The following is a 25,623-nucleotide window of genomic DNA, read 5'->3' as shown; positions in this document are numbered from 1 at the left end:
GCCAAGGGGTGAAAAGTCCGTTATTTAATGCGCCGGGGCACGTTGCGCGTCTAAGCGCCCGTGACAAAGGGGAAAATCGTGGGGCTAATCACAAAAAGCCAGTCGCCGCTCGTAGGCGTCGACATCAGTTCGACAGCGGTCAAGCTTCTGCAGCTGTCGCGCTCGGGCGAGCGCTACCGGGTCGAGCACTACGCCGTCGAGCCGCTGCCGCCCAACGCGGTGGTCGAGAAGAACATCGTCGAGGTCGAGGCAGTCGGCGAGGCCATCCGCCGCGCGATGTCGCGCTCGGGCAGCAAGGCCAAGCATGCCGCCGCCGCGGTCGCCGGTTCGGCGGTCATCACCAAGGTGATCCCGATGCCGGCCGACCTGGACGAGGAGGAGATGGAGTCCGCGGTCGAGCTGGAGGCGGTGAACTACATCCCGTACCCGATCGAGGAAGTGAATCTCGACTTCGAGGTGCTCGGCCCGATGCCGGGCAACACCGAGATGGCACAGGTGCTGCTGGCCGCGTCGCGCTCGGAGAACGTGGAGATGCGGGCTTCCGCCCTGGAACTCGGCGGCCTGTCCGCGCGGATCATGGACGTCGAGGCCTTCGCCATCGAGAACGCCTATGCGCTGCTGGCCGGCACGCTGAACACCCCGCACGACGGCATCGTCGCGCTGGTCGACGTCGGCGCCACCATGACCACCCTCAACATCCTGCGCAACGGCCGCAGCATCTACAGCCGCGAACAGGTCTTCGGCGGCAAGCAGCTGACCGACGAGGTCATGCGCCGCTACGGCCTCAGCTACGAGGAGGCGGGCCTGGCCAAGCGCCAGGGGGGCCTGCCCGACAGCTACGAGATCGAGGTGCTCGAGCCCTTCAAGGAAGCCCTGGTGCAGCAGATCAGCCGCCTGCTGCAGTTCTTCTACGCCGGCAGCGAGTTCAACCGCGTCGACCAGATCGTCCTCGCCGGCGGCTGCGCTTCGATCCCGGGCGTTTCCGAGATGGTGGAGGAGCAACTGGGCGTCCAGACCGTGGTCGCCAATCCGCTGGCGCAGATGACCCTCGGTTCGCGGGTGCAGGCGCACGCGCTGGCGCAGGACGCGCCGGCCCTGATGATCGCCTGCGGGCTCGCACTGAGGAGCTTCGACTGATGGCGAAGATCAACCTGCTGCCGTGGCGCGCCGAGCGCCGCAAGCAGCGACAGAAGGAATTCGGCGTCATGCTCGCCCTCGCCGCAGTGGTTGGCGTGGCGGCGTGGTTCCTGGTGAACGCGTACTACAACGGCCAGATCGAGGGCCAGCAGGAGCGCAACGCCTACCTCGACCAGCAGATCGCCCAGGTCGACGAGAAGATCAAGGAGATCGACGAACTCGACCGCCAGCGTGCCCGGCTGCTGGCGCGCAAGGAGGTGATCGAGGAGCTGCAGGCCAGCCGCTCGCAGATGGTGCACCTGTTCGATTCGCTGGTCCGCACGATTCCCGACGGCGTGATGCTGACCACGCTCAAGCAGGAGGGCCAGAAGCTGACGCTGGAAGGCCGGGCGCAGTCGAATGCACGGGTCAGCACCTACATGCGCAATCTGGAGGGCTCCGGCTGGATGACCCGTCCCGACCTGTCGATCATCGAGGCCAAGGCGGCGGACGGCGCCGCGTTCAACCCCGGCCTTCCCTACCAGTTCCGTCTTTCGGTGACCCTGGCCAGCCCCAACGCGGTGGCCGAGGGCGAGGACGGCGCCGGTGACGGCGTGGACGGCGAGACCGGTGAAGCCGCCGAGACCACCGCAGCCGCAGAAGGAGCCGCCTCGTGAGCCAGAAACGCAAGGTGTCGCTGCGCGAGCTCGACTTCAACAACGCCGGCGCGTGGCCACGCGAGTACAAGATCGGCTTCTGCGTGCTGCTCGGCCTGCTGATCTTCGGCCTGCTGTGGTGGCTGTTCGTGCGCGACAAGCTCAGCCAGCTCGAAGGGCTCGAGCGGCAGGAAACGGAGAAGCGCGCCGAGTTCGAGACCAAGCAGGGCCGCGCCGCCAATCTCGAGCCGCTCAAGCAGCAGCTGGCGCAGATGGAGCAGCAGCTGCAGCAGATGCTGCGGCAGCTGCCCAGCCGCACCGAGATGCCCGACCTGATCGTCGACATCTCGCAGACCGCGATCGCCACCGGCATCCAGAACGAGCTGTTCCAGCCCGGCCCGGAGACGCCCAAGGAGTTCTACGCCGAAAAGCCCATCGCGCTGCGTATGCAGGGCTCCTACCACCAGTTCGGCGCGTTCGTCAGCGGCGTGGCCTCGCTGCCGCGCGTGGTGATCATGACCATGCACGACATCTCGCTGCAGCCGCGCGGCGGCGGCGGGATCCGCCCGGGCGCCAACTTGGAACTGGCGGGCACGGTGAAGACCTACCGCTACCTCGACGAAGAGGAAACGGCCGAGCAGGAAGCGGCCAGCGCCGGGGGGGGGAACTGACATGCGCATGAGTCGGAATGCAATGCGCGGCACGGTCGCGCTGGCGGTCGCGCTGGCGCTCGCCGGTTGCGGCCGCGGCATCACCAGCAGCCCCGGTGACGCGCCGAATCTCGAGGAGTGGGTGGCCGACGTGCGTGCGCAACCGGCGCCGCCGCTCGATCCGTTGCCGGTGATGCAGCAGTTCGAGACCTTCGAATACGCGGCGCAGGGATTGCGCGATCCCTTCAGCGACGCCTTCACCTCGGACGCGGGCGGCAGCGGGCCGCGCCCCGACTCCGACCGGCGCAAGCAGCCGCTGGAGGAATTCCCGCTCGACAGCCTGGACATGGTCGGCACCATCGGCCAGGGTGGTGGCCTGGTCGGTTTGGTCATGGCGCCCGACAAGGTGACACACCGCGTCCGCGTGGGCGACTATCTGGGCCAGAGCGACGGCCGCATCACTTCGATCGCCGAGGATCGCATCGAACTCGTTGAACTTGTGCCGGATGGCGCGGGCGGCTGGCTGGAACGTCCGGCGTCGGTTGCGCTCGAAAACAATTGATTAGGGGAAGGATGATGATCGTTAGCAACGCGCAAGGCCCGCAATCGACGCGACGCGTCCTGCCGATCCGCACCGCCGCGCTCGGACTGGTGGCGGGCCTGCTGGCCGCCACCGCCGGCGTGCACGCCGCGCAGCCCGCCGCCATCGCGCCGTATGTCGCGATGGCCCAGGCGGCGCCGATCACGGCCACCGATCCCGCCAAGCAGGTTCCCGGCGCGGTCGCGGTCGACAAGATCGACTTCAAGCGCGGCGAGGGCGGCTCCGGCAAGCTGATCCTGAGCTTCGACGGCGAGGGCGCGGCGCCCGACATGAGCACCCAGGGCAGCAGCGTGGTGGTCGACGTCGGCAACGCCAACCTGCCGGCGTCGCTGCAGAAGCCGCTCAACGTCACCGACTTCGCCACCCCGGTGCAGCGCATCGACGCGATGCAGAACGGCGCCGGCACCCGGATCGTGCTCAGCGCACAGGGTGCGTTCGAGCCCATGGCCTACCAGAGCGGACGCGAGTACATCGTCGAGCTGGTGCCGCGGGCGGCGCAGGCACAGCGCGCGGTCGGCGCGGCCAACACCGCGGTCGCGGCCAGCCAGGCCTCGGCCACGGCCCCGGGCGAGCGCGCCTACAGCGGCCGGCCGGTGACGTTCAACTTCCAGGACGTGCCGGTGCGCACGGTGCTGCAGCTGATCGCCGAGGAGTCGAATCTCAACATCGTCGCCTCCGACACGGTGCAGGGCAACGTCACCCTGCGCCTGATCAACGTGCCCTGGGACCAGGCGCTGGACATCGTGCTGCAGGCCAAGTCGCTGGACAAGCGCAGCAGCGGCAACGTCGTCTGGGTGGCGCCGCAATCGGAGATCGCCAAGTTCGAACAGGACAAGGCGGATGCGCGCCTGGCGATCGAGGAACGCGCGGAGATGGTCACCGAGTACATCCCGATCAGCTACGGCAACGCCGAGGACATCGCGGCGTTGCTGACAGACGAGAGCAAGACCAGCTCGGGCGGCGGCGGCGGCGGTTCCAGCAACAACCGCGGCTTCCTGTCCTCGCGCGGCAGCCTGAGCTTCGACCGCCGCACCAACACCCTGCTGGCGATCGACATCCCGCAGCGGGTGGCCGAGATCAAGCGGCTGGTGACGATGCTGGACAAGCCGGTCGACCAGGTAGTCATCGAGGCGCGGATCGTGATCGCGAACGAGTCGTTCGCGCGGGATCTGGGCGCGCGGTTCGGCGTGCAGGCTGTTAAGGACCGGTTCGTCTCATCCGGCTCGTTGGACTCGAACGCCAACTTCATCAATGACGTCATCGAGAGCGCGACCGATCCTGACGTCGTGCCGGAATGGGATAGCAACCGGTTCAATACCAATTTCGGCCTCGGAGACCTGAATCCCGGTTCCATCGCGTTTACCATCCTCGGTAACAGCATCAACTGGGAGCTCGAGCTCCAGGCCTTGCAGCGTGAGCAGCGCGGCGAGGTGATCTCCAACCCGCGCATCGTCACCAGCAACCAGAAGGAGGCGGTGATCAAGCAGGGTCGCGAAGTCGGCTATCTCACCGTCACCGGCGGTCAGAGCAACAACGTGCCGACGGTGCAGTTCAAGGAGGCCCTGCTCGAGATGACGGTTACCCCGACCATCACCGCAGACGGCCGCGTGTTCTTGAACATGCTGGTCAAGAAGGACGAGATCGAGGACTTCACGCGCATCGAGGGCTTCGGCCAAGTACCGAATCTGGCTCGTCGCGAAATCACTACAGCGGTACTGGTCGACGATGGCCAGACCGTGGTGATCGGCGGCGTGTACGAATTTCAGGATCGGCAGGCGCTATCCAAGGTGCCTTTCCTGGGCGACATCCCGATCCTGGGCAACCTGTTCAAGACCCGCAGCAAGAGCAACAGCAAGGCCGAGCTGCTGATCTTCGTCACTCCGAAGGTGTTGCGGGTGGCGCAGCGCGCCGGTTGAGCGGACTCAGCGGGAATGACATGACGACGGGGCCTTCGGGCCCCGTCGTTTTGGCGGCGCAGCGCGGCGGCCGCGGTCGTGAACCTCCACGGCCGGTTTCGGTCAAACTGCGCCTGACGCGCACCGCGTCGCCGTTCACGGAGTCGTCGTTCACAACCCCATGGATATTCCCGACCGCAACGACGAGGCGTCGCGCCTGCACGACGCCTTCCGCGCCCTGCGCGACGACCTGTCCGCCGAGATCGTCGGCCAGCAGGCGCTGATCGAGCGGCTGCTGATCGCGCTGCTGGCAGATGGCCACCTGCTGGTCGAAGGCGCTCCCGGGCTGGCCAAGACCAGCGCGATCCGGGCGCTGGCGGCGCGCCTGGAGGCCGATTTCGCCCGCGTCCAGTTCACGCCCGACCTGCTGCCGGCGGACCTGACCGGCACCGAGGTCTGGCGCCCGCAGGACGGCCGCTTCGAGTTCCAGGCGGGGCCGATCTTCCATCCGCTGCTGCTGGCCGACGAGATCAACCGCGCGCCGGCGAAGGTGCAGTCGGCGCTGCTCGAGGCGATGGGCGAGCGCCAGGTGACGGTGGGGCGGCACACGTATCCGCTGCCGCCGCTGTTCCTGGTGATGGCGACGCAGAACCCGATCGAGCAGGAAGGCACGTTCCCGCTGCCCGAGGCGCAGCTCGACCGCTTCCTGATGTACGTGCGGATCGGCTATCCCGACGTGTCCGCCGAAACCGAGATCCTGCGGCTGGCGCGCGAGCGCGCCCGGGCCACCTTGCAGGCGGCCGATGCGGTTCCGAGGCAGTTGCCGCTCGACGACGTCTTCGCCGCGCGCGCGGCGGTGCTCGAGCTGCACCTGGCGCCGCAGCTGGAGCGCTACCTGGTCGAGCTGGTGCTGGCCTCGCGCGACGCCGCGCGCTACGACGCGGCGCTGGCGCGGCGGATCGCCTGGGGCGCCAGCCCGCGCGGGTCCATCGCCCTGGAGCGCTGTGCCCGGGCGCGCGCCTGGCTGGCCGGCCGCGACTACGTCACTCCCGAGGACGTGCGCGAGGTCGCGCCCGACGTGCTGCGCCACCGCGTGCTGCCCAGCTACGAGGCGACGGCGGAAGGCTGGGACGGCGAGCGGCTGGTGGCGGAGCTGCTGGAGAAGGTGCCGGTGCCGTGAAGGCGGTGATTCGGGATTGGTGATTCGTGATTCGCAAGAGCGTAAGACGGAAAAGGGTCCACAGATGAAGATCGCGTTTGCCAGGACGGGAAGAACGGAGATCGCCGCTTCTCGCGAGGCCGAGGCTTTTCCGAATCACGAATCACCAATCAAGAATCACGACTTCAACAACGGCATCCGGCCGACGCTCGCCGAACTGGTCGCGCTGCGGGCGTTGGCGGCCGCGCGGCGCGTGCCGCGGCGCGGCCGCCACGGCGCCAGCGGCCCGGCGCCGTCGGCGCTGCGCGGGCGCGGCATGGAGTACGCCGAATCGCGCGAGTACGCACCGGGCGACGATGCGCGGCATATCGACTGGCGGTTGACCGCGCGCAGCGGCCGCCCGCATACCAAGCTCTACCAGGCCGAGCGCGAGCGCCTGACCCTGATCGTCGCCGACACCGCGCCGGCGCTGTACTTCGGCACCCGCGTGCGCTTCAAGTCGGTGCAGGCGGCGCGCGCCGGCGCGATCGGCGCCTGGGCCGCGGTGCGCGACGGCGACCGGATCGCCGCGCTCCGGGGCAGCGCCGCCGAGGCGCCGGTGCCGCCGGCGGCCGGTCCGCGCGGCGCCCTGCGCGTGCTGGACGCGCTGGTGCGCTGGTATGCGCAGCCGCCCGGCGACGATGCCGGGCTCGATGTCGCGCTGGACCATGCCGGCAGGCTGCTGCGCCCCGGCTCGCGGCTGCTGATATTGGCCGATCCGGCCAGCATCGCCGCCGTCCCGGCCCGCCGCTGGCCGGCACTGGCGATGCACGGCGAGGTGGTCGTGTTGCTGCTGACCGACCCGCTCGAACGCGATCCGCCCCGGGCGGCGTTGCCGTTCCGCAGCGGGCAGCAGCGGATCGAACTCGATCTCGGCGTCGCCGCGCAGCGGCAGCGCTGGCGCAACGCTTTCGACGCGCCGCTGCGCACCGCCTTGGCGACCCTGCCCACGCGCGGCGTGCGCGTACAGGCGCTTTCGGGCGACGCGGCCAGCGATGCCTGGCTGCCGCTGTTCTCGACGCGGGGGGCGGCGTGAGCGCGCTGGTGTTGCGCGACATCCACGAACCGCCGGCGCCGTCCTGGTGGCCGCCCGCACCGGGCTGGTGGCTGCTGGCGGCATTGCTGCTGGCCGTCGTGGCGGCGCTGCTGTGGGCATACCGGCGCCGGCACCGGCGCCGGCAGGACATGGAACGCCTGTTCGACGCCACGGTCGACGGCGCGGCCACGCCGGCCGCCGCCGTCGCCGCGATCTCGGAATTGCTGCGCCGTGCCGCGCGGCGGCGCGAGCCGGACGCGGATGGCCTGCACGGAGAGGCGTGGCTGCGCTTCCTCGACCGCGACGCGAAGCAGGCGGCGTTCGCTGGCGAGGAAGGCCGCCTGCTGCTCGAAGGCGGCTATAGCCGCGACGTCGATGCCACGCAACTGGCACGCCTGCGCACGGTCGCGCGGGCGCGGTTTCTCGAGTGGACCACGGGCCGGCCGTGAGCGGCGACTGGTCCTGGTTGCCCTTCGGGCTCGACGGCTTCGCCTGGCCGTGGCTGTTGCTGGCGCTGCCGCTGCCGTGGTTGCTGCGCGCCCTGCTGCCGGCGGCGCGCAGTGGCGGTGCCGCGCTGCGGGTGCCGTACGGCGAACGCCTGGGCGCGATCGCCGAGGGCCGCGGGCCGGCGTGCGCCGCCGGCGGCCCGGCCCTGTGGCTCGGCGCGCTGGCCTGGGCGCTGCTGTGCGTGGCCGCGGCCCGGCCGCAACAGCTCGGCGAGGCGGTGCAGCCGCCGCAGGCGGGGCGCGACCTGATGCTGGCCGTGGACCTGTCCGGCAGCATGGCCGAGGAGGACATGCTGCTCGGCGACCGCATCGTCGACCGCCTCACCGCCGCCAAGGCGGTCATCGCCGATTTCCTCGACCGGCGCGCCGGCGATCGCGTCGGCCTGCTGGTGTTCGGCCGCCGCGCCTACGCGGTGGCGCCGCTCACGCTCGACCGCGACTCGGTGCGCGAACAGCTGCTCGATAGCGTGATCGGCCTGGCCGGGCGCGAGACCGCGATCGGCGATGCGATCGGCCTGGCGGTCAAGCGCCTGCGCGCGGAAACCGACGGCGCCGAGGCCGGCGAGCGCGTGCTGGTCCTGCTCACCGACGGCGTCAACACCGCGGGCCTGCTGGAGCCGGTCAAGGCCGCGGAACTCGCGCGCGACGCCCGGGTGCGCATCCACACCATCGCCTTCGGCGGCGATGGCGGCGAGCTGTCGATGTTCGGCTTCCGCGTGCGCGGATCCGGCGGCGGCGAGGAGATGGACGAGGCGACGCTGCAGCGCGTCTCGGCGATGACCGGCGGACGCATGTTCCGCGCCCGCGACACCGCGGAGCTCGCCGGCATCTATGCCGAGATCGACCGCCTGGAGCCGGTGGAGCGCCCGGCGCAATCGGTCCGCCCGCGCGTCGAACGATACTACTGGCCACTGGGGCTGGCGTTGTTGCTGGGGCTGGACGCGCTGTTGCTGCCGCGGCTGCGGCGCTGGCGTCGGCGCCGGTCCGGAGCGGCAGGAGCGCGGGCATGAGCAGTCTGTTCGGCGCGTTGGAATTCCTCCGTCCGCATTGGCTGTGGGCGCTGGCGGCGCTGCCGGTCCTCGCCTGGTGGTGGCGGGCGCAGCGGCAGGCGCGAAGCGCCTGGCGCGACAACGTCGACCCGCATCTGCTGCCGCATCTGCTCGACGCACGGACAGGCACGCGCGGCATCGGCGGCCTGGCGGCGGCCTTGCTGGCGTTCGCGCTCGCGGTGCTGGCGCTGGCCGGGCCGAGCTGGCGCCACGGCACGCAGCCGCTCTGGCAGCCGAACATGCCGCTGGTGATCGCCGTCGACCTCTCCAGCGCCGCGCTCGCCAACGACCTGCCGCCGTCGCGCCTGCTGCAGGCGCGGGCCAAGATCGACGCGCTGCTGCGCGAACGCGCCGGCGGGCAGGTCGGACTGGTCGCCTTCGCCGGGGATGCGTTCACCGTCGCGCCGCTGACCGCCGACGCGGCCAATGTCGCGCTGTTCGTCGATGCGCTGTCGCCGGAGATCATGCCCGTCGACGGCAGCCGGCCCGGGCGCGCGATCGACTGGTCGGCGCGATTGCTGCGGCGCGCCGGGTTCGACAACGGCGAGATCCTGCTGCTGACCGGCGATGCCGACGACGAGGCGCAGCGCGCGGCCGTCGCCGCCGCCGGCGACGGCTATCGCGTCTCGGTGCTCGGTCTCGGCAGCGCCCGCGGCGGGACCTATCGCAGTGCCGACGGGCGCATCCTGCGCGCGCAGCTGGATGCGGACGCGCTGCGTGCGCTGGCGCGCGCGGGTGGCGGCGGTTACGCCGGCATCGCCGCCGCCGACACCGACCTGCGTGCGCTCGGTGTGCTGGACGCGGCCGCCGCGGCCGGCACCGCCCGCGGCGGCCGCGCCGGGGTCCGGCTCGACGACGGCTACTGGCTGCTCCTGCCGTTGTTGCTGTTGGCGGCGTTCGCCTTCCGCCGCGGCGGTGTCCTGGGCGCGCTGCTGCTGTGCCTGTGGCTGCCGCTGCCGCCCGTGGCAGCGCAGCCGCCGCCGTCATCGGCGGCGGCACGGCAACCGGCCGTCGGCGGCCTGTGGCGCCGCGGCGACCAGGCCGAATACCTGCGGATGCGCAGCGGGATCGAGGCCTTCCGCAACGGCGACTTCGCCGCCGCCGAGCGCGCCTGGCGGGGCTTGCCTGGCGCCGAGGCCGCGTACAACCGCGGCAACGCGCTGGCGAAGGCCGGCCGCTATGAGGAGGCCATCGCTGCCTACGACCAGGCCCTGCAGGCGCAGCCGGGGATGGAGGACGCGATCGCCAACCGGCAGGCAGTGGAAGCGGCGATGCGACGGCAGCCGCCATCGGGCCCGCGCGCCGATGCCGACGGCGAGCAGCGCTCCGGGCAGCCGCCCCAGGCCCCGCAGGACGGAGAGCCGCGGCAGGAGCCTTCCCCGCAAGACAGCGACGGCGAGCCGGGGTCCGGCGACCGGCCGGACGATGCCGAGCAGGCGCCCGAGCCTGCAGACGCACAGTCGCAGCAACGGGCCGACGACGCGCAACGCGAACGCATGCGCCAGGCCAGCCAGCCGCGGCAGGCCGGCGACGAGGAACGTACCGCCGCCGCGGCGCCGGCGGAAACTCCCGAGGCGCGCGAGCAGCGCGAGGCCAACGAAGCCTGGCTGCGGCGGGTGCCCGACGACCCGGGCGGCCTGCTGCGCGCCAAATTCCAACTCGAACACGAACGCCGCCGTCGCGAAGGAACCGGCCGATGATGCCGTGGAGCCGCCACCTGCCGTGGTTCTTGTTGCTGTGGTTGCTGCTGCTGCCCACCGTGGCGCAGGCGCAGACCCGTGCCTGGCTCGACCGCGACCGGGTAGAACTCGGCGAGACCGCGACGCTCAACGTCGAGACCGACCAGATCGGCGTGGATGCGCCGGACTGGTCGCCATTGGACCGGGATTTCACGGTCAGCGGACATACCAGCAGCCGCCGGGTCGAGTCCGTCAACGGCCGCACGCGAGCCCGGGTGCTGTTCGCCGTCGCGCTGGAGCCGCGGCGCGAAGGCCTGGTCACGGTGCCGGCGCTGCGGGTCGGCAGCGAGCGCACCCAGCCGTTGACCATGACCGTCAGCCCGGCGAGCACGGCGCCCGCGCGCGCCGGCGCGGTGACCTTCATCGAGGCCGAGGCCGACAGCCAGCAGGGCTACGTGCAGCAGGCGATCGGCTACGTGCTGCGCCTGTACTACGCCACGCCGCTGGTGTCCGGGCAGCTCGAGCAGCCGCAGCCCGAAGGCGCATCGCTGCAGCGCATCGGCAACGACCTGCAGTACAGCCGTGACATCGACGGCCGCCGCTATACCGTGGTCGAGCGCCGTTTCCTGTTGATCCCCGAGCGCAGCGGCACGCTGACCGTCCCGGGCGCGCAGTTCCGTGGCCGTGGGACCGGCAGTTTCTTCGACGACGTGTTCGGCGGCGGCTCGCGCACCCTGCGCGCCAGCGGCGCACCGCGTTTCCTCGAGATCGCGCCCATCCCCGACGGCGCGCCGCAACCGTGGCTGCCGTTGCGCGGACTGGACGTGCGCTACCTGCAGACGCCGCAATCGGCCCGCGTCGGCGAGGCCGCGACCGTGGTCATGGAGCTGCGCGCCGACGGCGCGACCGCGGCGCAACTGGTCGCACCGGAGCTGCAGGTGGACGGCGCCCAGGTCTTCGCCGAACCGCCTGAGATCGAGGAGCATTTCGATCGCGGCCGTCCCCAGGTCCGGCTCACGCGCCGCTTCTCGATCGTGCCCGCACGCGCCGGCAGACTGGAGGTGCGGGGTCCGCAACTGCAATGGTGGGACGTGCGCGCGGGGAGTGCGCGGACGGCGTCGTTGCCCGATTTCGGCCTGGAAGTGGAGGGCGGGTCTGCGGCGCTCCCAGCGGACGCCGTCCCGTCCGCGCCCGTGACAGCCGCCAGTGGCGACGACCAGGGCTGGATCCGGGTGCCCGGCGTGCAGGGCGAAGTGCGGCCCTGGGCGGTGGCGACGGTGCTGTTCGCGCTGCTGTGGCTGGGCACGCTGATGTGGGCACTGCACCGGCGCCCGGTGGCGCAATCGGACGCGCCGGTCAGCGCGCCGACCCACGGCGGCGGCTCCGGCGCGGCGCGCTTGCGGCGCTTGCGGACCGCGCTGGATACTGCGGACCTGGGCGAGGTGGCCGACGCGCTTTGCGGACTGGCATCGCCGCCGGCCGACGACCTGGACGCGTTGCGCGCGCAGCTGGCCGATCCGGCGCAGCGGGCGGCGCTCGACGCATTGCAGCGCGCACGCTGGGCGGGTGGCGACGCGGCGGCGGCGCGTTCCGCCGTGCGCGAGGCGTTCGCTGGCGGCCTGCGCCGGCCGCCGGCGGCGGCGGCCGCCAAGCCATCGCCGTTGCCGCCGCTGTATCCGGAATGATTTTTCGCGGGCGGGCGTCCGTCGTCATATGGGCGCGGCAGCGTGCGCGTGGCGCTCCGGTGTGGGCGGCTATGGCAGGGCGTATCTCGCGGGCCATTGGCGCACCCGTGGCGACGGCCCTATCATCGCTGCGGCGGAAAGGATTGCCTGGCGCTGCTAAGCTGCCCGCTGTCCCACCGGAACCGCCCCGCATGACCGAGCCGACCGCGACCGCTCCGCCGGGGATGCCGCTGCATACCAAGATGCTGATCGGCTTCGTCGTCGGCACCACGGCCGGCATCGCCGCCAACCTGCTGATCGGCGAGGCGGCCTGGCTCGAGGGCCTGATCGCCTACGTCACCGACCCGATCGGCCAGTTGTTCCTGCGCCTGCTGTTCATGCTGGTCATGCCGCTGGTGTTCTCGGCGCTGGTGCTGGGCGTGGTGGAGATCGGCGATCCGCGCTCGCTCGGCCGCATCGGCATCAAGACCCTGCTGTGGGTGCTGGCGGTCACCGCGATCGCCGTCAGCATCGGCCTGGTGCTGGTGAACCTGCTGCGGCCGGGCACCGGCTTGCCGCCGGAAGTGGGGCAGGAGCTGCTCGCCGCGTCGTCGGATCGCGCGGTCGAGATCGCGACCGCGCGCGAGGGGGTGTCCGGCATCGACATCCTGCTCAACATCGTGCCGCGCAACCCGGTCGAGGCCGCCGCCAACGGCGACCTGATCGCGGTGATGTTCTTCGCGCTGATGTTCGGCGTCGCCGCCACCGTGATCCGCAGCGACGGCACCCGCAGCTTCGTCGACGCCGTGCAGGGCGTATACGACATCTGCCTGAAGCTCATCGGCTGGGTGATCGCGCTGGCGCCATACGCGGTGGCCGCGCTGCTGTTCTCGATCACCGCCAAGCTCGGCGTCGACGTGCTGTTGCAGCTCGCGCGCTTCGTCGGCACCGTGCTGGCGGCGCTGGCGATCCATTTCTTCGTGGTGTTCCCGCTGCTGCTGCGCCTGTTCGGCGGCATGGGGCCGCTGACCTTCCTGCGCGGGGCGGAGCCGGCGCTGCTGACCGCGTTCTCGACCTCGTCCTCCAGCGCCTCGCTGCCGACCACGCTCAAGGTCACCGAAGAGAATCTCGGGGTGCCGCGCCGGGTCGCGCGCTTCGTCTGCACCCTCGGCGCCACCGCCAACATGAACGGTACCGCGTTGTTCGAGGGCATCACCGTGCTGTTCCTGGCGCAGTTCTTCGGGGTGGAACTCAGCCTCGTGCAGCAGGTGATGATCCTGGTGTTGTGCATCCTCGGTTCGGTCGGTGCCGCGGGCGTCCCCGGCGGTTCGCTGCCGGTGATCGCGATGATCCTGGCGATGTTCGGCATTCCGCCCGAGGGCGTCGGCCTGATCCTGGGCGTCGACCGGCTGCTCGACATGTGCCGCACCGTGGTCAACGTCGGCGGCGACATGGCCGGATCGGTGGTGATCGGGCGCAGCGAGGCGAAGGCGGAGCCGCTGCAGCAGGCGGCGTGATCGCCAGCCTCGCTGAATGTTTCCGTTCGCCTTAGCGTATGGAATTGCCTGGCGCGGCTTCGGAAGCAGCGGCGTTCGGGCCGGAACATGCTCCCGCGCCAAGCTGTTCCTTCCGTGACGACCAACTAGCCCCGTCGCCACGGGCGGCATCCAGTGAATAGCCGTTTCAGCCAACCTCGTGATCAGACAAGCCCCGTTGTGATGATGGTTCCGGGCAGGTCGTCGGCTCCGGAAACAGCGGGGCCCGGGCCGGGGCATGCTCCCCGGCTCGGTCCGCCATCCATGGCGGACTCGCCGCCGCAGGCCATCCATGGCCTGCTCTCCGCATGCCCCGGCCCGGGCCCCACACCGGTCATTCGCTTTCGGATGCCCGGAGGCCCTCCATCCGAAGCCGACGAGGATTGGAGCGGGAGCCGTGCCGGGGGGATTGCGGAGAGCTGCACATGGATGTGCAGCGGCCCTGAGTCCGGCCATGGATGGCCGGACCGAAGGGCGGAGCAATGCCCCGGTGCTGCTCCCGCCTTGTGCGGCTAACCGAAGCCGTTGCCGTTCTTCACCGACAACGCCATGGAAATGGCGGGCTGGGCTGGGCGGCAGCCGAAGGGACGGTGGCGTCGCGACTGCCGTCGCTCCCACATGAGTGCGGGTCTGCCTGAGCGATAGGGTCTCGCCATCGGCGCCTCGGACACGAGGCGGGCGAGCATGGGACAATACCGGCCCGCCTGCACGCGCCGCCAGCCACCTCCGGACTCCATGACCAAGCCGACCCGCCGCGACCTCGCCAACGCCATCCGCTTCCTCGCCGCCGACGCGGTGGAAGCCGCCAAATCCGGGCACCCGGGCATGCCGATGGGCATGGCCGACATCGCCGAGGTGCTGTGGAACGACTATCTCAACCACAACCCCGGCAACCCGAAGTGGTTCAACCGCGACCGCTTCCTGCTGTCCAACGGGCATGGCTCGATGCTGCAGTACGCGCTGCTGCACCTGTCCGGCTACGACCTGCCGCTGGAGGACCTGAAGCACTTCCGCCAGCTCGGCTACAAGACCCCGGGGCATCCGGAGAACTTCGTCACCACCGGCGTCGAGACCACCACCGGTCCGCTCGGCCAGGGTTTCGCCAACGCGATCGGTTTCGCCCTGGCGGAGAAGCTGCTGGCGCAGCGCTACAACCGCCCCGAATACGCCGTCGTCGACCACCGCACCTGGGTGTTCATGGGCGACGGCTGCATGATGGAGGGCATCTCGCACGAGGCCGCGTCGCTCGCCGGCACCCTCAAGCTCGGCAAGCTGGTGGCGTTCTGGGACGACAACGGCATTTCCATCGACGGCGAGGTCGCCGGCTGGTTCACCGACGACACCCCGGCGCGGTTCGAGGCCTACGGCTGGCAGGTGGTCCGCGGGATCGACGGCCACGACCCCGATGAGATCAGGACCGCGATCGACACCGCGCTGGCGCAGGACGAGCGGCCGACGCTGATCTGCTGCCGCACCACGATCGGCTTCGGCGCGCCCACCAAGGCCGGCAAGGAGTCCTCGCACGGCGCACCGCTCGGCGCCGACGAGATCGCCGCCGCGCGCAAGGCGCTGGACTGGCCGCACGGGGCGTTCGAGATCCCGCAGGAGATCTACGACGGCTGGCGCGCCACCGGCGCCGGCACCGTGCGCGAGGAGCAGTGGAACCGGCTGTTCGATGCCTATGCGCAGCGCCATCCGGCATTGGCTGAGGAGTTGACACGGCGCTCGCACGGCCAGCTGCCGGGCGACTTCGCCGCCACCGCCGACGCCTACGTCGCCAAGCTGCAGGCCGAGGGTCCGAGCATCGCCTCGCGCAAGGCGTCGCAGATGGCGATCGAGGCGTTCGCGCCGCACCTGCCGGAGCTGCTCGGCGGTTCGGCCGACCTGGCGGGCTCGAATCTCACCCTGTGGAGCGGCAGCAAGACCGCGGCCGGCGACGATCCGGACGCGAACTACGTCTACTACGGCGTGCGCGAGTTCGCGATGACCGCGATCAGCAACGGCCTGGCGCTGCACGGCGGCTTCATCCCCTACGACGCCACCTTCCTGGTGTTCAGCGATTACGCCCGCAACGCCGTGCGCATGGGCGCGCTGATGGGCGCGCACGTGATCCACGTCTACACCCACGACTCGATCGGCCTGGGCGAGGACGGCCCCACGCACCAGCCGGTCGAGCACCTGGCGTCGTTGCGCCACATCCCGCACAACGACGTCTGGCGGCCCTGCGACGCGGTCGAGTCGGCGGTGGCGTGGAAGGCCGCGATCGAGCGCAACGACGGCCCCAGCTGCCTGGTGTTCTCGCGCCAGAACCTGCCGCACCAGGCGCGCGGCGAGGCGCAGGTGGCGGCGATCGCGCGCGGCGGCTACGTGCTGGCCGACGCCGAGGGCGGGGCGCCCGACGCGATCCTGATCGCCACCGGCTCCGAGGTCGGTCTCGCGATGGAGGCGAAGGCGGCGCTGGACGCCGATGGCGCGCGCACGCGGGTGGTGTCGATGCCCTCGACCGACGTGTTCGACCGCCAGGGCGCGGATTACCGCGAATCGGTCCTGCCGAATGCCTGCCGCCGGCGCGTGGCGATCGAGGCGGGGATCACCGACTTCTGGCGCAAGTACGTCGGCCTGGACGGCGCCGTGGTCGGCCTCGACCGCTTCGGCGCCTCGGCGCCGGCGAGCGCGCTGTTCAAGCACTTCGGGTTCACCGCCGACAACGTCGTCGCCGCGGTGAAAGGCCTCGCCTGAGACAGCCCTTGTGGGAGCGACGGGAGTCGCGACTGGCGGTTCGGCGCCGTCGCGACTCCCGTCGCTCCCACATTGTTCCGCTCTTGGCCGCCTGGTGGCGTCCATCGTGTCGCGCAGGCCGATCCTGTCGAGGCCACGCATCGCACAATGCCGACGTGGTCGGCGTGGCCGCCCCGACCCGGGCACTTGCGCGCTCGTGGGAGCGACGGGAGTCGCGACTCGCCCTAGGATCCGGTGCGCCGCAACGCCAGTGCCAGCAGCCGAGCCTCGATGCGCTCGTCCAGCCCGCGCGGCACTTCCAATTCCATGCGCCGCAGCGCCTCGACATCGCCGCTGTGGCCGTGCAGTAGCGCCGTGACGACGGTGCCGAGCTTGCCGGCGGTGGTCGCGGTTCGTTGCTTCAGCCAGGCCAGCGCCCGCACCAGGCGCTGCTCCACATCGGTGAAGTCGCTGCCGAGCGGATAGTCGGGCAGGGTGCCGTCGGCGCGCAGCGGGGCCAGCGCCTCGCGCAGCCGCTGCGGCGTGTTGCGGCGCCAGGCCTCCGGCGCGGCGAAGTCCCGCCGCAGTTTCCGCGATCGCTTCGCCTCGTCCAGCAGCGCCTGCTGGAAGCGCGCGTCGGCGATGCCAGCCATCGCGACCACGCAATCCTCGTCGACCTCGCCGCGCACGTCGGCGATGCCGTACTCGGTCACGTAGAGGTCGCGCAGGTGCCGGGGGATGGTGACGTGGCCGTAGTTCCAGCGGATGTTCGATGCGGCCTTGCCGCCGCTGTCGCGCGCCGCGCGCAGCAGCAGCGCGGAACGGCCGTCCGGCAAGGCGTGCGCCATCGCCACGAAGTTGTACTGGCCGCCGACGCCGGAGACCACGCGCCCGTCTTCCAGTCCGTCCGAGACCGCCGCGCCCAGCGCCGTGGCCATCATGCAGGTGTTGAAGAAGCGGCCGTCGCGGCGCTGCAGTTGTTCCAGGCCCTCGTCCAGGCCGTACAGTTCGTTGACCTCGCCGACGCGCTTCATGCCGATGCCGCGGCGGGTGTCGTCGTCGAGCGTGCGCAGCCAGGCGTAGAAGTCGGGCGAGCCGAGATAGAACGCGCCGTGCAGGAACTCGCCGTCGCGCTCGACCAGCTCCCGGTCCAGGTCGCTGGCGTCGCCGTCGTTGATCCGCCGCATCAGCGCCGCCTTGTCGACCACCTTGCGCCGGATCACGCCGGCCTCGACCAGGCGCTTGAAGCCTTCGTTGATCATCTCGCTGCAGCCGTACAGCCCCTGCGCGAACGGCGCCAGCCCGCCGGACGCACGCACCGCCGGGTGCGACTCCAGCGCCGGATCGAGCGCCGCCAGCACCCGCCGATAGGCGCCGTTGTCGGTATGCCGCAGCGCCAGCGCGTGGCACAGCGCGTCGGCCAGGGCGCCGATGCCGATCTGCAGGGTGCCGCCGTCGCGCACCAGCGCGCTGGCACGGAAGCCGATCGCGTACTCGGCGTCGCCCACCGGCTGCCGCGGCAGGCCGAACAGCCGCGGGTAGGGCGGCGGCGGCGCGACCACCGCGTCGAAGTACGACGCGTCCACGGCGGCGGTGCCGTCCAGCCACGGCAGCAGCGGATCGATCTCGGCGACCAGCAGCGGGCGCGGCAATCCGCGCGCCACCACCGCGTCCACCGCATCGAAGGTCAGGTCGGTGTTCGACGACAGCGACAGCCGCGTGCCGTCCTCGTTCGCGGCCACTTTCTGCACGATGCAGTTGAGGCCGCGATCGGCCAGCGCGCGGGCGACGTGGGTGTAGTTGAGGCTGGCGTAGCGCCGCTGCGCCTGCGACGAACCGAGCAGGGCGCCGGACTGCAGGTAGAACTCTTCGACGACGACGTGCGCCGGCAAGGCATCGCGGCGCATCGCCTGCACATAGGCCAGGCGCGGGAAATCCTCGCCGAAGTGCCGGGCGACGAACGGCGCCAGGAAGCGCCCCTCCAGGCCGGCGCCGCCCGCAGGCGGCGGATCCAGCGACAGCGCCGTGTACAGCGTCAGCGGATGCGACGGGTCCGGTTCCACCCGCGCGTACAGCGCGTTGAGCAGCCGGTGCGGCTTGCCCAGGCCGAGCGGGGCGCCCACGTGCAATGGGCCCGGGACGCGTTCGAGCAGGAAATCGACGGCGCTTTCGAGATCGTCGAACAGGCGAGGCGTATTCATGTCGTGAGTATCGCATCGGCGGCGGGACCGGCTTGACAACATCGATTACAGGCGTAATCTCCAGTAGAAATTACAGATGTAAACGATGCAGATCAGCGAAGCCGAATCGGCCGTCATGGAGGTGCTGTGGCAGCGCCAGCCGCTCGCCGCGGAGGAGGTGTTCGCCGCCCTGCGCGCCTCGCGCGACTGGCAGGAGCCGACCGTCAAGACCCTGCTCAACCGGCTGCTGAAGAAGGGCGCGATCCGGGCGACCAGGGAAGGTCGCCGCTATCGCTATGCGCCGCTGCTGGCGCGCGAGGACTGGGTCGCGCGGCAGAGCGAAGGCCTGCTGCAGCGGCTGTTCGACGGGCGGGTGGCGCCGCTGGTCGCGCATTTCAGCCAGCGGCGCAAGCTGAGCCGGCGCGACATCGAGGAACTGCGCAAGCTGATCGGGGAACTCGACGATGACCGCGCCTGAGCTGGTCGCGCTGCTGTCGGAAACCGCGCTCGCGAGCGGCGCCGCGATGCTGCTGGCGCTGCTCCTGCGGCGCCGCGTGCGCGCGGCGTTCGGCGCCGCCGCGGCCTACCGGTTGTGGCTGCTCGTGCCTGTCGCCTGGCTGGCGGTGCTGGTGCCGGCGCGCGTGCATGAGGCCTCGGTGGCGATGCCGGCGCCGGTCTCCGCCGCGCCGGCGGTGCTGCTCGACCGCGCCGTGGCGGCGAGCCACGCCGGCCAGCTGCCGGAGACCGCCGTGGTCCTGCTGGCGATATGGCTGGCCGGCGCCTGCCTCGCGGCCCTGGCCGGCTTGCGGGCGCAGCGCGCCTTCGTCCGCGGGCTCGGCGAACTGCGCCGCCGCGAGGACGGGTTGCTGCAGGCCGGCACCAGCGCCGGCCTGCCGGCGGCGATCGGCCTGCGGACGCGGATCGTGCTGCCGGCGGACTTCGAGAGCCGCTTTGCGCCGCACGAACGCGAGTTGATCCTCGCGCACGAACGCATCCACGTGAGCCGCGGCGACGTGCCGGTCAACGCCGCGTTCCTGCTGTTTCGCTGCCTGTACTGGTTCAACCCGCTGGCGTGGCTGTCGGGACCCGCATTCCGGCGCGACCAGGAGCTGGCCTGCGACGAGGGAGTCGTGGCCCGGCATCCGTTTTCACGCCGCGCCTACGGCGAGGCGATGCTCAAGGCGCAACTGTCCCCCGCGCCGGCGCCGTTGGCCTGCCACTGGTTCGGCGATCATCCGCTCAGGGAGAGAATCGAGATGCTCAAGCGACCACGTCCCAGCCGCCGCCGGGCGCTCGCCGGCGCCGCCGCCGTGTCCGTCCTGCTGCTGTCGGCCGGCTTCGCCACCTGGGCGGCGCAGCCGCCTTCGCCGGCGCGGCAACCGGGAGCCGTCGCGCCGGCCGAGCCCCGGACGTCGGCGAAGGTCAGCCTCGACGGGACGCCGCGTTCGCCCAGGCACGCCATCGAGCTGGTCGCTGCCCGGGCCGGGCTGCGGGTGCTGGATCCGGAGTTGCTGGACGACCGGCCACGACCCGGCCCGGTGTTCGACGATGAACCGGTGGACGTGGTGCTGGGCGCGATCGCGGCCAGCTCCGGCCTGCGGCTGCAGTACCAGGGCGGGGACGCGGTGCGGTTCGTGCCGGCCGAGGAGCGGGTCGAGGTTCGCCGGGACGCGTCCGGCGCAGCGGTCGTCGACCTGTACGCGAGCGAGCGCCCCGCAATCGAGCTGCTGCGGGAGTTGACCGACAAGGCGGGGATGCGCCTCGTCGATGCCGATCGTGCCGGCGCGGACAGGCGCACGACGATGCACTTCCGGAACACGCCCCTGGAGACCATCTACGCGCTGCTGGGCATCGAACTGGGGATCGCGATCGACGTGCGCGGAGACGAAGTGCGGCTGCGGGACGCAAACGCGGGCGTCACGGCGCCGGGACCCGCTGCCCGCCCGGCCGATTGAGGCGGACGATCGCGGCGGGATCGAGGCCGATCGGCGTTGCGGAGCGTTTTCGCCGGCCGACGTGCAGGCTCATGTCAACAGCAGCTTGCCCGCCGCCACCACCAGCACCACGCCCAGTACATGCCGCAGGCCCTTCGCCGGCAGCCATTTCAGTCCGAGCTGGGTCCCGATCAGGGCACCGACGGCGACCGCGCCCAGCCAAACCGGCAGCGCCGTGGGCAGGGTGCCGGTGGCGCGCAGCAGGCCGGCCAGGGCGGTGAGCGAATTGATCCAGACGAAGGCGACCGAGGTGCCGCTGGCCTCGCGCGTGGGCATCCAGTGCATGAACAGCAACAGCGGGGTGAGGAAGATCGCGCCGCCGGTGCCCGTAAGGCCGGAAAGCGTGCCGATGGCGGCGCCGGCGAGCAGGCCGGGAATCCAGGGCACGCGACGGTCGACGGCGACCGCGTCTTCCTGCTCCGCCTGTGCGGCATGGCGGAACACGCCGGCGGCGGCGACCAGCAGCACCAGGCCGAGCAGGATCGAGTAGCTCTCCGCCGGCAGGGTGACCCCGGCGGCGAGAAAGGCGGCCGGCGCCGAGGCGATCACGAACGGCAGCACGTTGCGCCAGCGCACGTGGCCGGCGCGCCAGAAGCGGAACAGGCCGATGCCGCCGACCAGCAGGTTGAGCGAGAGCGCGGTGGGCCGGATCTGCTCCGGCGCCAGGGCCAGCAGCGCCATCGCCGCGATATAGCCGCTGGCGCCGGCGTGGCCGACCGAGGAGTACAGCGTGGCGACCAGCAGGAACAGCAGCGCCAGCAGCAGGACGGTCTCGTTCATGGCGCCACGATCACGGCGACCGCCAGGAGCTGCCGCACGTTGCGCGCGGCATTGCCGCCGCTGGGCACCAGCAGCCGGAGCGGACCGGTCGCCCGGTCGAGCGGTGCGCCGCCGCAGCGATCCACCACGTAGGCCCGCGTGCTGCCGGTGGCGGGGTCGAGTTCGGCCAGCGAGAACAACGCACGCCGGCCGTCGCGGGCGGTGGCCAGGACGTAGCGGGCCAGGTGCGGGCCGTGCAGGCGCTGCGGCATCGCCCGTTCGTTCCGCCGCAGCAGTTCGGCCAGCGACACGCCCTCGCACTGCAGCGCCTCGTCGTTCACCTCCGCGCGGACCCGCTCGCGCGGCAGCCGCGATCGCGCGGCGGCGTCCAGCGGCACCGCCACCGGCGACGGCACCTCGGGCGGCCGCGGCGCCGAGGCGCGCAAGGTCGGGTCGTGCACGCGTTGCGGCTGCTGGGCGGTGGCGCAGGCGGTGTTGGCGGCGAGCGACAGGGCCAGCAGGGTGCGGCGAAACGATCGTGGAGGAGTCATCGTGCGGATGGCGGCAGGAACGCGCACAAGGTAGCGCATCGCGGAAGACCGCGTGGCGGTGCCTTGGCAGCGGACATCGGCCTCAGAGCGTATCGAGCGGGATCTTCAGGTAGCGCGTGCCGTTGTTTTCCGGTTCCGGCAGCGCCCCGGCGCGGATGTTGGTCTGCACCGCGGGGATGATCAGCGCCGGCATCGCCAGGGTGGCGTCGCGCGCCTCGCGCAACTGCACGAACTGCGCCTCGCCCGTGCCCTCGCGCACGTGGATGTTGTGGCGCTTCTGCGCGCCGATGGTGGTCTCGCAGGCGACTTCGCGCCCGTCGGGGCCGTAGTCGTGGCAGACGAACACGCGGGTGGCGTCGGGCAGTTCGAACAGGCGCTGGATCGACCGGTACAGCGCGGCCGCGCTGCCGCCGGGGAAATCGCAACGCGCGGTGCCGCCGTCGGGCATGAACAACGAATCGCCGGTGAACAGCGCGTCGCCGACCAGGTAGGCATTGCTGTCGCTGGTGTGCCCCGGCGCCGGAATCGCGCGGCTGGTCAGCGCGCCGACGGCGAACGCCTCGTCGGCGCCGAACAGATGGTCGAACTGCGAACCGTCCACCGGGAAGTGTCCGCCGAGATTGAAGATCGGACCGAAGGTCTTCTGTACCGAGCGGATGCCTTCGCCGATGGCCAGCCTTGCCCGCGGCAGCCGGCGCTTGAGCCAGTCGCCGGCGCTCAGGTGGTCGGCGTGGGCGTGGGTCTCGAGGATCCAGGCCACGTCCAGGTCGCGCTCGCGTACGTCGTCGAGCAGCGCCTGCGCCGAAGCGGTGGAGGTACGGCCGGACCTGATGTCGAAGTCGAGCACCGGATCGACGATGGCCGCGGCGCGTCCTTCCGGTTCCGACACCACGTACGACCAGGTGTTGCTGTCGCGGTGGAAGAAGGGGCGAACGTGTGGCTGCATGGATGGCCTCGCGATGAAACGCCGGGCGCGATACCCGCTTGTCCGTGTGAACGCGATGGCTGCGGGCGACCGGCCGACGGCCGCTCAGTCGCCCAGGGCGTCGTTGAGCAGCGCCGCGAGGCGCCGGCCGCCCAGCGCGACCTGGCGTTCGGCGACCGGCCGCCACGTATCGATATAGCGCGGATCCAGCCGGGCGCGCGGCGGATACACGCCCGGCCGCAACACGATCCGGCAGGACTCCCGCGCCCAGTCGGCGGGATCGGCGCTGCCGGCGACGATCCCCGGCAGTGCCCGCAGGCGCGCGGCGTGCCGGGCTTCGGACTCGCCCAGGTCGCGGAACAGGCCGCTGTCCCAGAGCGCGTGCAGGTTGCTGCCGCGGCCGTCGCGGCTGCCGTCGGGAATGCTGAGCTGCACGGTATTGCCGCCCTTGTCGCGGGCATGGCCGGCATGCATCGGCTGGTGCACGTCGCCGACGAAGTGCACCACGAACTTCAGCGCCTGCCGCCGGGCCGGCAGCGGTTGCGAGCGGTCGGCGAGGATCGTCGCCTGGGTGCGGATCGCCTCGACCACGCAGTCGCCGTCCGGACAGTCGCGCGCGGCGACGTATTCGCAGCCGGATTCGCCGATATTGACGTAGTGCCACTTCGCGCTCCTGCGGCCAAGATCGGGGTCGTTCGCGCGCAGTTCGTCGGCCCAGTTGGCGACACCGGCCAAGGTCGGCTCCGGCTCGCCCTGCAACAGCAGGTCGACCTGCGCCCGCGCCGAGGGCGTGAGCGCGGCAGCCGCCAGTTCGGCCACCAGGCGGTGCCCGCGTGGTCCCCAGGCCGAGGCCGGCGCCGCCAGCAGGAGGAACGCGAGAACGAGGGCGAAGGCGAGCGGTTTCGGCCGGATCATGCCGGCATTGTAGCGATGGCCGTGTCGGACGCGGCATGCCCGCATGGCGCGGGAGCGGCGGCCGCCGCTCCCGCGGTTCCGCCGCGGCGTCAGAACCTCATGACGTAGGCGGCGCCGTACACCAGCGGATCGATCTGCGCCGTGCCCAGGCCGGCGCCGTCCACGCGCACGTCGCTGTCGATGTCGATCCAGCGCGCGTCGATCCGCAGCATGCCGCGCGTGCCGATCGCGAAGTCGATGCCGGCATGGGCGGCGAGCCCCCAGGAATCCTTGAGCGTCAGATCGGCGCCTTCCAGCGCGCCGGTGGTGTCCTCGCTGAAGAAGGCGGTGTAGTTGACCCCCACACCCAGCAGCGGAGAAACCCGGCCGCCGCCGTTGAAGTGGTATTGCAGGCTGACCGTGGGCGGCAGGTGCTTGGTGCTGCCGACCCGCCCGACGCCGTCGATGTCGATAGTGTGCTCGAACGGCAGCGCGGCAAGCACCTCCAGCCCCAGGTTGTCGCGCAGGAAGTACTCGAAGGCGACGGTCGGCCGCGCATCGCTGCCGACGTCCAGCGACAGGCCGCCGGTCAGGGTGCCGTTGTCCGATTTCGGGTCGACCTGGTGCGCGCCGAGGGCCAGGGTCCAGTCGCCGGCCGACTGGGCGGCGGCAGGCGTTGCGAGGCTGGCGGCTGCCAGGGCGAGGGCGGAAACAGTCAGCAGTCTGTGCATGGAATGTTATCGGTCCGTGATGAGGAGGCGAGAGCTTTTCACGGACCGCAGCGGCAAACCTTGATTGGGATCAAGATCCTCGACCGGGCCGGCGCCGCCGGCTGCTAAAATGCCAAGTCCGTCCCATCCATCCACCACCGCCGTGCCCGGTGCACGGCTGCAGGAGTCCGATTCATGGCGATCAAGGTTGGCATCAACGGTTTCGGCCGCATCGGCCGCAACGTGCTGCGTTCGGCGTTCCAGAACTTCGGCGACGACATCGAGATCGTGGCCATCAACGACTTGCTGGAGCCGGACTACCTCGCCTACATGCTGCGCTACGACTCGGTGCACGGCCGCTTCGATGGCGAGGTGTCGGTCGACGGCGGCGCGCTGGTGGTCGACGGCAGGCGCATCCGCCTGAGCCAGGAGCGCGATCCGGCCAACCTCAAGTGGGACGAGGTGGGCGCCGAGGTGGTGATCGAATCCACCGGCCTGTTCCTGACCAAGGAGACCTGCCAGAAGCACCTCGACGCGGGCGCGAAGAAGGTCATTCAGTCGGCGCCGTCGAAGGACGACACGCCGATGTTCGTGTTCGGCGTCAACCACGACAAGTATGCCGGCGAGGCGATCATCTCCAACGCCAGCTGCACCACCAACTGCTTGGCGCCGCTGGCCAAGGTGCTCAACGACAAGTGGGGCATCAAGCGCGGCCTGATGACGACGGTGCACGCAACCACCGCGACGCAGAAGACCGTCGACGGCCCGTCCAACAAGGACTGGCGCGGCGGACGCGGCATCCTGGAGAACATCATCCCGTCCTCCACCGGCGCGGCCAAGGCGGTCGGCAAGGTGATCCCGGAACTCAACAAGAAGCTCACCGGCATGTCGTTCCGCGTGCCGACCTCGGACGTGTCGGTGGTCGACCTCACCGTCGAGCTGGAGAAGGACGCCAGCTACGAGGAGATCTGCGCCGAGATGAAGGCGCAGTCCGAGGGCGCGCTGAAGGGCATCCTCGGCTACACCGAGGACAAGGTGGTCGCTACCGACTTCCGTGGCGAGACCTGCACGTCGGTGTTCGACGCCGAGGCCGGCATCCAGCTCGATCCGACCTTCGTCAAGCTGGTGAGCTGGTACGACAACGAGTGGGGCTACTCCACCAAGTGCCTGGAGATGGTGCGCGTGGTGGCGGCCAAGTAGGTCCAGCGCTCCGGACGCTCCGCAAGGCCCCGCCCAGGCGGGGCCTTTTCATTGTGCGCGTATCGGCATCGGCGCGCCGTCGCATGTCGGCGCCGGGATTGGCTCCG

At 71.1% G+C, this 25,623-nt stretch carries 22 protein-coding genes; 16 read left to right on the top strand and 6 right to left on the bottom strand.

Annotated elements, in window-relative coordinates; all coding sequences use genetic code 11:
• Positions 1-78 precede the first annotated feature (78 nt).
• From U3649_RS17470 to tkt, 13 genes are all read left to right on the top strand, one after another.
• Complete coding sequence (locus tag U3649_RS17470; RefSeq protein WP_407352562.1) at positions 79-1,137, top strand: pilus assembly protein PilM; 1,059 nt, start codon at positions 79-81, stop codon at positions 1,135-1,137.
• Positions 1,137-1,793 carry a PilN domain-containing protein gene (locus tag U3649_RS17465; RefSeq protein ID WP_407352561.1) on the top strand — a complete coding sequence of 219 codons (657 nt, stop codon included), beginning with the start codon at positions 1,137-1,139 and terminating at the stop codon, positions 1,791-1,793. Before U3649_RS17470 ends, U3649_RS17465 begins: the two co-directional genes overlap by 1 nt.
• A complete protein-coding gene (locus U3649_RS17460; protein WP_407352560.1) occupies positions 1,790-2,443 on the top strand; it encodes a type 4a pilus biogenesis protein PilO in 654 nt (217 codons plus the stop codon). The genes U3649_RS17465 and U3649_RS17460 overlap by 4 nt, the downstream gene beginning before the upstream one ends.
• A gap of 7 nt (positions 2,444-2,450) precedes the next feature.
• On the top strand, positions 2,451-2,984 hold the full coding sequence (locus tag U3649_RS17455) for a pilus assembly protein PilP (RefSeq protein ID WP_407352559.1): 534 nt from the start codon (positions 2,451-2,453) through the stop codon (positions 2,982-2,984).
• Positions 2,985-2,998: 14 nt separating this feature from the next.
• Positions 2,999-4,939, top strand: coding sequence for a type IV pilus secretin PilQ (locus U3649_RS17450; RefSeq protein WP_407352558.1), 1,941 nt, complete (start codon positions 2,999-3,001; stop codon positions 4,937-4,939).
• Between the two features lie 160 nt (positions 4,940-5,099).
• A complete protein-coding gene (locus U3649_RS17445; RefSeq protein WP_407352557.1) occupies positions 5,100-6,098 on the top strand; it encodes an AAA family ATPase in 999 nt (332 codons plus the stop codon).
• 64 nt (positions 6,099-6,162) lie between these two features.
• Positions 6,163-7,152, top strand: a complete 990-nt coding sequence (locus U3649_RS17440) for a DUF58 domain-containing protein (RefSeq protein WP_407352556.1) — start codon at positions 6,163-6,165, stop codon at positions 7,150-7,152.
• Complete coding sequence (locus U3649_RS17435) at positions 7,149-7,601, top strand: DUF4381 family protein (protein WP_407352555.1); 453 nt, start codon at positions 7,149-7,151, stop codon at positions 7,599-7,601. The genes U3649_RS17440 and U3649_RS17435 overlap by 4 nt, the downstream gene beginning before the upstream one ends.
• Positions 7,598-8,668 carry a vWA domain-containing protein gene (locus U3649_RS17430; protein ID WP_407352554.1) on the top strand — a complete coding sequence of 357 codons (1,071 nt, stop codon included), beginning with the start codon at positions 7,598-7,600 and terminating at the stop codon, positions 8,666-8,668. The genes U3649_RS17435 and U3649_RS17430 overlap by 4 nt, the downstream gene beginning before the upstream one ends.
• Positions 8,665-10,407, top strand: a complete 1,743-nt coding sequence (locus U3649_RS17425; protein ID WP_407352553.1) for a tetratricopeptide repeat protein — start codon at positions 8,665-8,667, stop codon at positions 10,405-10,407. The genes U3649_RS17430 and U3649_RS17425 overlap by 4 nt, the downstream gene beginning before the upstream one ends.
• Positions 10,404-12,071 (top strand): BatD family protein, encoded by a 1,668-nt coding sequence (locus U3649_RS17420; RefSeq protein WP_407352552.1) that lies wholly within the window; start codon positions 10,404-10,406, stop codon positions 12,069-12,071. Before U3649_RS17425 ends, U3649_RS17420 begins: the two co-directional genes overlap by 4 nt.
• 191 nt (positions 12,072-12,262) lie before the next feature.
• Positions 12,263-13,567, top strand: a complete 1,305-nt coding sequence (locus U3649_RS17415) for a dicarboxylate/amino acid:cation symporter (protein WP_407352551.1) — start codon at positions 12,263-12,265, stop codon at positions 13,565-13,567.
• A 753-nt stretch (positions 13,568-14,320) separates the two neighbouring features.
• Positions 14,321-16,324: a transketolase gene (gene tkt / locus U3649_RS17410; RefSeq protein ID WP_407352550.1), complete on the top strand. Its 2,004-nt coding sequence runs from the start codon at positions 14,321-14,323 to the stop codon at positions 16,322-16,324.
• Positions 16,325-16,548: 224 nt separating this feature from the next.
• On the opposite strand, the gene U3649_RS17405 is transcribed toward tkt, so the two are convergent.
• Positions 16,549-18,504, bottom strand: a complete 1,956-nt coding sequence (locus U3649_RS17405; protein ID WP_407352549.1) for an acetyl-CoA hydrolase/transferase C-terminal domain-containing protein — start codon at positions 18,502-18,504, stop codon at positions 16,549-16,551.
• An 85-nt stretch (positions 18,505-18,589) separates the two neighbouring features.
• Here U3649_RS17405 and U3649_RS17400 point away from each other — a divergent pair, with 85 nt between their 5' ends.
• Together U3649_RS17400 and U3649_RS17395 are read left to right on the top strand one after the other, a co-directional pair.
• Entirely contained in the window at positions 18,590-18,961 is a 372-nt protein-coding gene (locus U3649_RS17400; RefSeq protein WP_407352548.1) for a BlaI/MecI/CopY family transcriptional regulator, read from the top strand.
• Positions 18,948-20,438 (top strand): M56 family metallopeptidase, encoded by a 1,491-nt coding sequence (locus tag U3649_RS17395; RefSeq protein WP_407352547.1) that lies wholly within the window; start codon positions 18,948-18,950, stop codon positions 20,436-20,438. Before U3649_RS17400 ends, U3649_RS17395 begins: the two co-directional genes overlap by 14 nt.
• A gap of 69 nt (positions 20,439-20,507) precedes the next feature.
• Here U3649_RS17395 and U3649_RS17390 read toward each other — a convergent pair whose 3' ends face one another.
• The 5 genes from U3649_RS17390 to U3649_RS17370 all read right to left on the bottom strand — a co-directional run bounded on the left by U3649_RS17390 (position 20,508) and on the right by U3649_RS17370 (position 24,337).
• Positions 20,508-21,257, bottom strand: a complete 750-nt coding sequence (locus tag U3649_RS17390) for a sulfite exporter TauE/SafE family protein (protein ID WP_407352546.1) — start codon at positions 21,255-21,257, stop codon at positions 20,508-20,510.
• The gene (locus U3649_RS17385) at positions 21,254-21,787 is read right to left on the bottom strand and encodes a hypothetical protein (RefSeq protein WP_407352545.1); all 534 of its coding nucleotides are present in this window, start codon (positions 21,785-21,787) and stop codon (positions 21,254-21,256) included. The genes U3649_RS17390 and U3649_RS17385 overlap by 4 nt, the downstream gene beginning before the upstream one ends.
• Before the next feature lie 82 nt (positions 21,788-21,869).
• Positions 21,870-22,733, bottom strand: coding sequence for an MBL fold metallo-hydrolase (locus tag U3649_RS17380; protein ID WP_407352544.1), 864 nt, complete (start codon positions 22,731-22,733; stop codon positions 21,870-21,872).
• A gap of 84 nt (positions 22,734-22,817) precedes the next feature.
• Positions 22,818-23,627: a S1/P1 nuclease gene (locus tag U3649_RS17375; RefSeq protein WP_407352543.1), complete on the bottom strand. Its 810-nt coding sequence runs from the start codon at positions 23,625-23,627 to the stop codon at positions 22,818-22,820.
• An 89-nt stretch (positions 23,628-23,716) separates the two neighbouring features.
• The gene (locus U3649_RS17370; RefSeq protein ID WP_407352542.1) at positions 23,717-24,337 is read right to left on the bottom strand and encodes an OmpW/AlkL family protein; all 621 of its coding nucleotides are present in this window, start codon (positions 24,335-24,337) and stop codon (positions 23,717-23,719) included.
• A 174-nt stretch (positions 24,338-24,511) separates the two neighbouring features.
• Between U3649_RS17370 and gap the strand changes: the two genes are divergently transcribed.
• Positions 24,512-25,516, top strand: coding sequence for a type I glyceraldehyde-3-phosphate dehydrogenase (gene gap / locus U3649_RS17365; RefSeq protein ID WP_407352541.1), 1,005 nt, complete (start codon positions 24,512-24,514; stop codon positions 25,514-25,516).
• The last annotated feature ends 107 nt before the right edge of the window (positions 25,517-25,623 follow it).

This window comes from Luteimonas sp. R10 (genome assembly GCF_045689605.1).
In the GTDB taxonomy this organism is placed as follows: Bacteria; Pseudomonadota; Gammaproteobacteria; order Xanthomonadales; family Xanthomonadaceae; genus Luteimonas.
This window is presented reverse-complemented; position numbering and strand designations above follow the sequence as displayed.